Origin of the sequence: Methylobacterium iners, assembly GCF_022179305.1 — a bacterium.
Lineage (GTDB): Bacteria > Pseudomonadota > Alphaproteobacteria > Rhizobiales > Beijerinckiaceae > Methylobacterium > Methylobacterium iners.
Genome location: NZ_BPQP01000082.1, coordinates 1 through 9376 on the forward strand (window position 1 = coordinate 1; position 9376 = coordinate 9376).

The following is a 9376-nucleotide window of genomic DNA, read 5'->3' on the forward strand; positions in this document are numbered from 1 at the left end:
ACACCCGCCAAATTGTGAAATTCACATCGCAAGGCCGCCGAAGGCCGCTGATGCAGTAGAGCCCAGATAAGAGCCCCAAAGAACCGTGTCAACTCCCAAAATACCAGGAGACCAACACGCCACACCCAAGAGGTGCAAAAGCCGCCGAACCACTCCCGCGGCCGGCGCCGATGAACAGCGGTATACGGACCACCCAGGAGCACGTCAACAGGAAAATCGCGGGAACCGAAACGCCGCAGTTTGAGCGTCCGTTCGCTCCCTGCGTCAGGCTCCGCTCTCGTGGCGCCTCAATCTAGACATCGTGACTTCACAGAGGATTGTGAGTGTCGTCAGCACTGTGCGAACTCGGAACCCGGTTCGCTCTCTGCCCACGGCGCCGGGAGTACGTGTCTGAAATGGGAAGCCCGTGAAGCGCGATCGCCTCCAGCTTGCATCCGATGTGGTGCGCATCCCACCGCGCTCGGGCTCCGGCATTGAGCCACCACTCGACCTGATGGGTCCGGACACCCCGAGGATCGATCGTCGGGAGGTGAACCTGCGCTGGCTCTGCGCAAGCGCGCTCACGGGGCTCACAGGTGCGGCCCTGATCGGCGCTGCCATCTACATCTCGCTGCAGGGCGACGTATCCTTCGCAGCGATCCCGGAGCGCGCCGCCGTCGCCGTGCGGCCCATTTCGGCCGATCTGGGGCCGAACCTCGCGCGGAAGGGCGATCGCCTGGTGCGCAACCTGATGGTGGCTTCCGCCAAGCAGAGTTTCCGCGCACCGGTCACCGTCCGGCTCGGTGAACGCGAGATCATCAAGGTCCGCCCCTTCATGCGCGTCTCGACGGCGCTGGCGATGTCCACCGGTGTGTTCGCCCCCGAGACACCCCGCTTCGATCCGATGAAGTTCATCTCCGACGAGCCGGCTGAACGCGCCCCCGATCCCGCAGCGAACGACACGCCCGGCGGCGAGGTCACGGTCCTCAAGCGGGATCTCGCCGGGCTCGTCGTCGAGGAGAGCGCACCCGCCCTCACCGATGACGACGTGACCGCGCAGGTGGCGGAGGAGCGGCGTCTCACGGCGGAAGCAGGGCGGCGGGCGGCAATCCCCCTCGCCCCGCAGATGATGCTGTCGCGCACCCTCCAGCAGGATGTACGCTCCGTCGATTTCGATGGCTCGGCGAAGCTCGGCAAGGACGGCAGCCCCTTCAAGTCCATCGACGTGCTGGTCGTCCCCGAGAACCTGACGAGCCTCGCCAAGGTGGATCTTCGCGGCGGCGAGCCCCCCCTCGTTGAGGAACGCGACCTAGCCCTGAAGCGTGGGGAGGGCCTCGACGCAGCCCTCCGCGCCGCCTTCTCCGTCACCGACGAGCAGGTCCGCGGCATCGTGGCGGCGCTCGGCGGGCGGGCCCGCACCGGCGACCTGCTCGAGGGCCAGCAATACCGCCTGCAGATCGCGCCGGGACCGAAGCCCGGCGATCCGCGACAGGTGACGCGGGTGATCCTCTATGGGGAGAACGGCGTCGAGGCGATTGCGGCCATCAACGACCGCGGCGGCTTCGTGTCGGTGGCCCCGCCGACCGAGGAGAAGACGCCGAGGAATGCGCCCGTGACGGCGGAGGCCGAGGACGAGGAGGAAGGCGGTTCGGGCCCGCGGCTCTATCAAAGCCTGCACGAGACGGCCGCCCGCCACGAGCTCCCGCGCAATGCGGTCGAGGACTTGGTGCGCATCTTCAGCTACGACATCGATTTCCAGCGTCGCATCTCTCCGGGTGACGGGCTCGACGTCTTCTACAGCTACGACGAGGAGGCGGGCCCGAACGCGGTGGAGCGCCCGGAACTGCTCTACGCCTCGCTCAACCTCGCTGGAGAACCGCGCAAGGTATACCGCTTCCAATCCCCCGACGACGGCACCATCGATTACCTGGACGAGCAGGGCCGCTCGCTGAAGAAGTTCCTGATCCGCAAGCCGATCGCCGATGGCATCCTGCGCTCGGGCTACGGCTACCGCCGCCATCCCGTTCTCGGCTACGCTAAGATGCATACCGGCGTGGATTGGTCGAACCCGATCGGCACGCCGATCGTGGCGGCCGGCAATGGTACGGTCATCAAGGCGGAATGGGATTCCGGCTATGGCCGCCGCGTCGAGGTCCAGCACATCAACGGCTACGTCACCACCTACAACCACATGTCGCGCTTCGCCCGCGGCGTCGCGGCCGGGGCAAAGGTCCGCCAGGGCCAGGTGATCGGCTATGTCGGCTCGACCGGCCTCTCGACAGGCGCCCACCTGCATTACGAGGTCATCATCAACGGCCACTTCGTCGATCCGATGAAGATCCGGGTGCCGCGCGGTCGCGAACTCGATGGGCGCCTTCTCGCCGAGTTCCGTCGCCAGCGGGGCGAGATCGACGCCGTGATGCAGAAATCGCGCAATGGGACCGCCCTTGCCCAGCGCGCGATGCGCTGAACCGCCCTGCCCTCTCAAGCGAAGCCGAGGCGTGCCCGGATCGCGTCGGGCGCGACCCCGCGCTCACGCAAATCGGCCAGGGACTCCGAGCCTCGCGACTTGGCGAGCTTTTCGCCATCGCGATCGCGGATCAGGCCGTGGTGGTGATAGCGCGGCTTCGGTAGGACGAGAAGCCGGGCGATCAGGACGTGGAGGTCGGTCGCAGCCAGCAGGTCGGCGCCGCGGACCACGTGGGTGATGCCCTGCGCAGCATCGTCCATCACCACGGAGAGGTGATAGCTCGTGGGTACGTCGCGGCGGGCGAGAACGGCATCGCCCCATCGTCCCGGATCGGCCACCACGGACGTCTCCGTCAAGTCGCGCGCGAAGACCGTAAAGCCGTAGGGGCCCGGTTCGGCCGCGCAGGCGCGAGTCATGTCGAGCCGCCATGTGTGGGGGTGTCCGGCTGCCCTTCGCCCCTCCGCCTCTGTCACCGTCAGGCGACGGCAGGTGCCGGGGTAGACGGGCGTCCCGTCGGGGTCGCGGAGCGCAGGGCACCCTGCTGCCACTTCTTCTGCCGCCACCGCGGCGGCGATCTCGCCGCGGGAGCAGAAGCAGGGATAGGCGAGGCCGCGCGACGCCAGCGCCTCGACGGCGGCGGCGTAGCCGGCGAGGTGCTCCGACTGTCGGCGAACAGGCTCCTCGAACCGGAGCCCCAGCCAAGCCAGGTCGCGCGCGATCGCGTCGACCAGCTCGGTGCGGGATCGAACCGGATCGATATCCTCGATCCGCAGCAGCAGCCGTCCCCCGAGCGTCCCGGCAAACTCGGCATTAAGGAGGGCCGAATAGGCATGACCGAGATGGAGGAGGCCATTCGGACTCGGCGCGAATCGTAAGGTCGGCCGGTCCCCATGGCAGGAGGGCGTCAGCCGCCGACCCGGCGAAGGCAGCGGCTCTCCGCCGGCACGCAGGCGATACCGGGCATCGAGCAGCCCGGCCCTTCGGCGAGGCGCTGGCAGACCCGACAGCCATCCGTCCACTCGGCGCAGGTCACGTCGGAGGCGGGCGATGCGGCAGGCTGGACCGGCGAGCCCGGCAGGAGCGCGCCGAGAAGAACGGTGCCCAGGGTCAGCGCGGCGACGGAGAGCGCGACGAATCCGTCCCTGCGGGGCGGCGGAGCCGGGATCGACGCCGCCCCGGCAGGGGATGCGCCGGGCTCGGCCGGAACCTTGGGCGCGGACGTCGGATGGTCTGCCATGCCGGTCTGTTCGCGCGGCGCCCCGGTTCTGTCAACGCGGCGGCCTCAGGCGGCGGCCGACTGCCGGGACAGGATCGCAGGCAGTGCACGCAGGTTCAGGGGCTTCGACAGAAATCCGTCGAAGCCGGCCTCCCGCGCGGCGCGCTCGTCCTCGCGGCCCGTATTCGCGGTGAGGGCAACGAGATGCAGCGGCGGGTCGCCGCGTTCGAACTCTCGCCTGCGGATGCGGCGCGCCGTCTCCAGACCATCGAGGCCGGGCATGCGGATATCGATGAGTGCGAGGTCGAAGGGCGGTCCGGCCTCAGCCTCCGCCAGACGTTCCAGGGCCTCGAGGCCGTCGCGCGCTGGCACCACGGTGGCACCGAGCCGTTCGAGTGCCTTGGTCGCGAGGAGCGCGTTGATGGCGTTGTCCTCTGCCAGGAGAACCCGCAGGCGGGGCACCGACGCCGCCGGGTTCACAGGCGACCCCGCCGCGGCCGGCGGATTGATCGGTGTCACGGGTTCGAGCAACCGGTCGAAGAGCGAGCGCGCCCGGACCGGTTTGATGAGGTAGCTGTCGAAACCCGCCGCGCCCGGCGCTCCGAATTCCCGACGGTCGAAGGGCGAGAGCAGGATCAGGCTACAGCGAACGCCGCAGGCTCTCGCCTCCAACGCCAGCGTCCGGACGACGGCATCGCCGAGGGCGCGGTCGGCGATGACGGCGTCGAAAGTGGCGCCGGCAAGTGCGTCGAGGCCGGCTTCCACGGTCGGAACGATCACCGTCGAGCCGCCGCAGCGGGCGAGCCGCCGGGCAAGGAAGGGCGCCTGGAAGGGCGAGTTCGCAACGATCAGGATCTTTCGGCCATCGAGCGAGACGGGTGGGCATATCTCCGCCGACGGCGCGGCTGCGAGGGGAAGCACGATCCGGAAGGTGCTGCCGCGCCCGACCTTCGAGGTCGCCTCGATGCGCCCGTTCATCCGGGCGACGAGGCGCCGCGTGATCGCAAGCCCCAACCCCGTCCCCTCGTGCCGTCGGCTCGCGCTGTTGTCGCCCTGCTCGAACTCCTCGAACAGGATCGGCAGGCGCTCCTCGGGGATGCCGGGTCCGGTATCGTGGATCGACAAGGCGATGCCGTCCTCGACCGGCTCGACGACGACGCCGACGCCGCCCTCGGCCGTGAACTTCACCGCGTTCCCGGCGAGGTTCGTCAGGATCTGGCGCACCCGCTCCGCATCGCCAACGACCAGGTCCGGCAGGTCATCGGCCAAGTCGAGGGCGATCTCGATACCCTTGTCCTGCGCAGGAGGGGCCAGAAGCTCGATGACGCCCTCCGCGACTGCGCCAAGGTCGAACGGCTCGGCCGCGAGGTCCAGACGTCCCGCCTCGATCCGCGAGAAATCGAGGATGCCATCGATGAGGGACAGCAAGGCCTTGCCCGAGGTCCGCACCGCCTCGACATAGGTTCGCTGCTCGGGATCGAGGCCGGTGTCGAGGACGAGGTCGGCCATGCCGAGGATGCCATTGAGCGGCGTGCGGAACTCGTGGCTGACCGTGGCGAGGAAGCGCGATTTCGCGACGCTCGCGGCCTCGGCTCGGCTCAGAGCCTCGTCGAGGGCGCGGGCGGCCTCGACCCGCTCCGTGATGTCGCAGCCGGCCCGCAGCCGTTGCGGATCCCCGCTCGCGTTCGTCACCGCCATCTCGATGAGGGAGAACCAGCGCGGCACGCCGTCCACGCCGCGAACGCGCATCTCGATCTGTTGGACGCCATCGGGACGCTCCCGCGCCGCGCCCTGATCCAGGATTTCGAGATCGCGCGTCGACCCAATGAGGTCGAGGGGTTTTCCGCCGATCAGGCGCACGAATCCAGCATTGGCGAAGGTGATGCGTCCCTGAGCGTCCCTTTGGACGATGAGTTCCGTGGTCGCTTCGACGAGCGCCCGGTAGCGCTCCTCGCTCTCCGCGATGCGCCTGATCCGGTCTTGGAGGTGCTCGACCTCGGCGCCCTCGCGGACCGGGGCATGCCGGCGGATGGCCGCTACGAAGAGGACTGCGAGCGCGACCACCGCAAGGACGAGAAGGGCATCCGGCATCGACAGGATCGTCTCCGCGGCCGCAGCGGCCGGCACCGACAGCGTGGCAGACGGGACTGAAGGCGGGATTGCGAAAGGCGGTTAGCGGTCCCTTGCGCGGCGCCGACCCGCGGAGCGCGAGGCCCGTGCTTCACGGGCGCTCGGCGATGGTGTAGGCGCGGCGGCTTGATCCAGCCTGCGGACCCGGCCGTGAAGGCCGCGAGACGAAGCACCATGACCTCATCCTCCTGCGTCACGACCCGCATCGATGCCACCTTCGCCCGCTGCCGCGCCGAGGGCCGCGCGGCGCTCGTCACCTACGTGATGGCAGGCGATCCCGATCCGGAGACCTCGCTGAAGGTGTTGCAGGCGCTGCCCCGGGCCGGCGCCGACATCGTGGAGTTCGGCCTGCCCTTCACCGATCCGATGGCGGATGGCCCCGCGATCCAGGCCGCGGGCCTGCGGGCCTTGAAGGCCGGACAGGGAGTCACGAAGACCCTCGAGCTCGTGCAGCGCTTCCGCGCCGAGGACGCCCGCACGCCCGTGATCCTGATGGGCTACTACAACCCCATCCACACCTACGGCGTCGAGCGCTTCCTCGACGACGCGGTCTCCGCCGGCATCGACGGCTTGATCGTGGTCGACCTGCCGCCCGAGGAGGACGAGGAATTGTGCCTGCCTGCGCTGGCTAGGAACCTTGCCTTTATCCGCCTCGCTACGCCGACCACGGACGAGCGTCGCCTGCCCGCGGTCCTCGCAAACACCGCCGGCTTCGTCTATTACGTGTCGATCACCGGGATCACCGGCACCGCGACGCCGGATTTCGGGCGGGTCTCCGAGGCGGTGGCGCGGATACGCCGCCACACGGTATTGCCCGTCGTCGTCGGCTTCGGCGTCAGGACGGGAGCGCATGCCGCCGCCATCGCCAGGGGGGCCGACGGCGTCGTCGTCGGGTCGGCCCTGGTCGACGCCCTGCGTGCGACGCTCGATGCCGAGGGTCGCGCCACGGAGGGCACCGTCGAGGCGGTGAGCGCGCTGGTCCGCGACCTCGCCGCAGGCGTACGGGACGGGATGCGCGGCGCGGCCTGACTACCGATATGGGTCTGAGCGCAGCCGCGCCGACCCTGCTATGCCCGGGACGAGGACGTCGTCTTCATGATGGTGGAACCGATGAACTGGATCTCGGAGGTCGTACGCCCGAAGATCAAGACCTTGTTCAAGCGCGAGACCCCGGAGAATCTCTGGGTCAAGTGCCCGGACACGGGCCATATGGTGTTCCATAAGGAGGTCGAGGCGAACCACTGGGTGATCCCGGGTTCCGAGCATCACCTCAAGATGAGCGCCCAGGCGCGCCTCAAGATGATGTTCGACGAGGGCACCTGGATCGACGTGCCGCTGCCCGAGGTCGCCGTCGATCCCCTGAAGTTCCGCGACGAGAAGCGCTACGCCGACCGGCTCAAGGACGCCCGAGCGAAGACGGGCATGCAGGACGCTTTCAAGATCGGGTTCGGCCGCGTCGGCTCCCTGCCGATGACGCTGGCGGTCCAGGATTTCGCCTTCATGGCGGGCTCGCTCGGCATGGCCGCGGGCGAGGCCTTTATTCGCGGCGCGGAGACGGCGCTCGACAAACGCACGCCCTTCGTCCTGTTCTCCGCCTCCGGCGGCGCGCGCATGCAGGAGGGCATCCTCTCGCTGATGCAGATGCCGCGCACGACGGTCGCGATCCGTCGGCTCAACGCGGCCAAGCTGCCCTACGTCGTGGTCCTGACGAACCCGACGACCGGCGGCGTCACCGCCTCCTACGCCATGCTGGGCGACGTCCACCTCGCCGAGCCCGGGGCTCTCATCTGCTTTGCCGGCCCGAGGGTGATCGAGCAGACGATCCGCGAGAAGCTGCCCGATGGCTTCCAGCGGGCGGAGTACCTGCGCGAGCACGGGATGGTCGATCAGGTCGTCCACCGGCACGCCCTGAAGGAGACCATCGTGCGCCTGTGCGGCCTCTTGATGAACCAGCGCACCGACGCTCAGGCACCGGCCGCGCTCCCCGTACCGGCCTGACCGACGAGCCGGCCCTTAAATGGATTCCTCCGACGCGCTGATGGCGCGCTTCCTCGCCCTGCATCCCCGCACGATCGACCTGTCGCTCGGTCGGATCCAGAGCCTGCTCGCCCGACTCGGCCATCCGGAGCGGCAGCTGCCGCCGGTGATCCACGTCGCGGGCACCAACGGCAAGGGCTCGACGATCGCCTTCATGCGGGCAATCCTCGAAGCGGGGGGGTTCGCCGCTCACGTCTATACCTCACCGCACCTCGTGCGCTTCCACGAGCGCATTCGGATCGGCGCGGTCGGGGGCGGCACCTTCGTGCCGGAGGATCGCCTCGCCGACGCCCTCGCCCGCTGCGAGGCGGCGAATTCTGGCGATCCCATCACGGTGTTTGAGATCACCACCGCCGCCGCGCTGCTCCTGTTCTCGGAATCACCCGCGGATGTGTTGTTGCTGGAAGTCGGCCTTGGCGGCCGCGTCGACGCCACCAACGTCATCGACCGGCCGGCGGCGGCCGTCGTCACTCCGATCGGCCGCGACCACGCGGAATATCTCGGCTACACCGTCGAGGCCGTCGCGACGGAGAAGGCGGGCATCTTCAAGCGAGGCTGCCCGGCGGTGATCGCAGCGCAGGATTACGCCGAGGCCGACACGGTCCTGTGCCGGCTCGCCGCCGCCGTCGGTGCCGATCCCATCGTCGTCGGCAACCAGGATTTCTCGGTGCACGAGGAGCGGGGCCGCCTCGTCTTCCAGGATGAGACCGACCTCTTCGACCTGCCCCGACCCCGGCTCGCCGGCCGTCATCAGCTCACCAATGCCGGCACGGCCATCGCGGCCCTACGCGCGGCGGGCTTCGGCGACATCGGCACGGCCGCGATCGAGGCGGGTCTGCGCAACGTGGAATGGCCTGGCCGGCTGCAGCGGCTCAACCGGGGCCGCCTCGCGGATCTGGCGCCGGCGGGCGCCGAGCTGTGGCTCGACGGCGGGCACAACGTCGACGGAGGACGAATCCTGGCCGCAGCGATGGCGGACCTCGGGGAGCGGAGCGACGTGCCGCTGGTCCTGATCGTCGGTCTGCTCGGCACCAAGGACGCGGAGGGGTTCCTGCGCAACTTCATCGGGTTGTCGCGCGGGCTCGTCGCCGTTCCCATCGCCGGGCAGATGGCGGCGCGTCCCGCCGACGAGGTCGCGCGGATCGCGACCGAAGTCGGCATCAGCGCAAGCACCGCGGGCAGCGTGGAAGCCGCGCTTGAGGGTCTCTCCGATACCATCTTCGAGCGGCCGCCCCGCATCCTGATCTGCGGCTCGCTCTACCTCGCCGGGGCCGTCCTCACGGCCAACGGAACGCCGCCCGTCTGAGGGTCGGAGGTACGCGAGAGCGTATTTCCTAAGAAACCTCTTCCTCCTCCAGCCTATCCCCGCTTTGCTTCGGCCACCCGCCGAAAACGGCGTCCGATGGGCTGTGTGTCCTCAGCGCTACATCTTGGCTGTGGAGAATCGACTAGTTTTACCGCTGATCGGGCACTTTGCTGGGGATCGACAATGAAAAAGCTTTTGACTTCTCTTGCTGCCTTTGCGGCGCTGACCACGGTGGCTT

General features: G+C 68.9%; 7 protein-coding genes. 4 read left to right on the top strand and 3 right to left on the bottom strand.

What is annotated here, in order from left to right; all coding sequences use genetic code 11:
• The first annotated feature begins 406 nt into the window (after positions 1–406).
• Positions 407–2449: a M23 family metallopeptidase gene (locus tag MFF55_RS22135; RefSeq protein ID WP_238246280.1), complete on the top strand. Its 2043-nt coding sequence runs from the start codon at positions 407–409 to the stop codon at positions 2447–2449.
• A 14-nt stretch (positions 2450–2463) separates the two neighbouring features.
• On the opposite strand, the gene gluQRS is transcribed toward MFF55_RS22135, so the two are convergent.
• Genes gluQRS through MFF55_RS22150 form a run of 3 tightly spaced genes read right to left on the bottom strand, consistent with a single transcriptional unit; the run spans position 2464 to position 5756 of the window.
• Entirely contained in the window at positions 2464–3357 is an 894-nt protein-coding gene (gene gluQRS, locus MFF55_RS22140) for a tRNA glutamyl-Q(34) synthetase GluQRS (protein ID WP_238246285.1), read from the bottom strand.
• Entirely contained in the window at positions 3354–3686 is a 333-nt protein-coding gene (locus tag MFF55_RS22145) for a hypothetical protein (protein WP_238246281.1), read from the bottom strand. Before MFF55_RS22145 ends, gluQRS begins: the two co-directional genes overlap by 4 nt.
• A 45-nt stretch (positions 3687–3731) precedes the next feature.
• A complete protein-coding gene (locus tag MFF55_RS22150) occupies positions 3732–5756 on the bottom strand; it encodes a PAS domain-containing hybrid sensor histidine kinase/response regulator (RefSeq protein ID WP_238246282.1) in 2025 nt (674 codons plus the stop codon).
• Between the two features lie 213 nt (positions 5757–5969).
• Between MFF55_RS22150 and trpA the strand changes: the two genes are divergently transcribed.
• From trpA to MFF55_RS22165, 3 genes are all read left to right on the top strand, one after another.
• Positions 5970–6824: a tryptophan synthase subunit alpha gene (gene trpA, locus MFF55_RS22155; protein ID WP_238246283.1), complete on the top strand. Its 855-nt coding sequence runs from the start codon at positions 5970–5972 to the stop codon at positions 6822–6824.
• 69 nt (positions 6825–6893) lie between these two features.
• A complete protein-coding gene (gene accD, locus MFF55_RS22160) occupies positions 6894–7793 on the top strand; it encodes an acetyl-CoA carboxylase, carboxyltransferase subunit beta (RefSeq protein WP_238246286.1) in 900 nt (299 codons plus the stop codon).
• 19 nt (positions 7794–7812) lie between these two features.
• The gene (locus MFF55_RS22165; RefSeq protein ID WP_238246284.1) at positions 7813–9138 is read left to right on the top strand and encodes a bifunctional folylpolyglutamate synthase/dihydrofolate synthase; all 1326 of its coding nucleotides are present in this window, start codon (positions 7813–7815) and stop codon (positions 9136–9138) included.
• The last annotated feature ends 238 nt before the right edge of the window (positions 9139–9376 follow it).